The sequence below is a fragment of the Paenalcaligenes hermetiae genome (genome assembly GCF_039543645.1).
GTDB lineage: Bacteria > Pseudomonadota > Gammaproteobacteria > Burkholderiales > Burkholderiaceae_B > Paenalcaligenes > Paenalcaligenes hermetiae.
On record NZ_BAABKD010000005.1, the window covers coordinates 1 to 1,116 of the forward strand.

Consider the following 1,116-nt stretch of genomic DNA (forward strand, 5'->3'; position numbering starts at 1 on the left):
CAACGTCGGTTCGAGATGGCGCTCGATGACGCCAACTACCTCTGATAGTTGAGTCGATACTTCGGCGATCACCGCTTCCCTCATGATGTTTAACGCCTTGCTCACCGGAAAATTGCGAGCGCAGCGAGTAATTTTTACGGTGCAGCAACTTGTTGTACGGTGCAACCGATAGCTATGACGTTTGCCCCTTAATCGCCTGGATAATCCTCGGCCAGTCTTCATGATGCAACTCATGTCCCGTGCCTTCGAGTGTCAGCATTTTTGAACCACGAATCGCATCTTTCAGTGCCAACCCATGCACATAAGGAAGTACAGGATCCTCCGTGCCGTGAATGATCAAAGTTGGTACAGCTATCTCATTTAATCTCCCGAGCCATCTCTCGCCACCACCTAAAGTAGTGTGGTTGAATGTTGTCAGGATATTCGGAGTGCGATCAAAATTTAACTCAGCGATATTTTGTATCTTCTCAGCGTCAAAAGCATGCGCAGTACCTGAGTTGATTCGCCACGCTCCGACCTGATACGCGACGACAGCATCTCTATCAGACCAATCCAGCGATTCCGCCCGTTGGTGATACTCAATGATGGCAGGATCAAAAGCGGGCATATCAGGATCTGCATCTGCAAGCCGTTCTGAAGCAATCAGCGTCAAGCTCTTCACACGTTTCGGATACTTGAGAGCTACAAGCTGGGAAAGAAATCCCCCCAAAGACATGCCGACTAAATGAGCAGCTTCCAGACCATAACCATCAATGACGCGAACCACATCATCTGCTAATTCTTCAACGGAATATGGAGCTTGACCTGGCTCATAGCTTGTTGATTTCCCGGTATCACGGTGGTCGTACCGGATCACATAGCGACCCATTTTGGCTAGTTGGGAGCAAAACTCATCAGGCCACCACACCGCAGACGACATTGCCCCCATGATCAGGATAATGGGTTCATGGGCCGGGTCGCCGAATGATTCGGTATAGAGTGAAATCGCTTTATCAACAACTACCTTTTCTTTCATACTAAAATTGCCTTCGAGTTTTACGTACAACGCTTGAGTTAAGCCGCGCCGCGAAGCGGCGTCGGCTTGAACGAATTGTTAGACATTATTTGCCGACTACC

At 49.0% G+C, this 1,116-nt stretch carries 1 protein-coding gene; it reads right to left on the minus strand.

Translation table 11 applies throughout. The features are described 5' to 3' along the window. Positions 1 to 172 precede the first annotated feature (172 nt). Positions 173 to 1,015 carry a macrolide esterase EstX-3 gene (locus tag ABD980_RS03645; protein WP_001456218.1) on the minus strand — a complete coding sequence of 281 codons (843 nt, stop codon included), beginning with the start codon at positions 1,013 to 1,015 and terminating at the stop codon, positions 173 to 175. Positions 1,016 to 1,116 lie beyond the last annotated feature (101 nt).

Bases quoted from the DNA above. Each gene is read 5' to 3' on its own strand.
- ABD980_RS03645 (WP_001456218.1), bottom strand. From the start codon at position 1,015: ATGAAAGAAAAGGTAGTTGTTGATAAAGCGATTTCACTCTATACCGAA.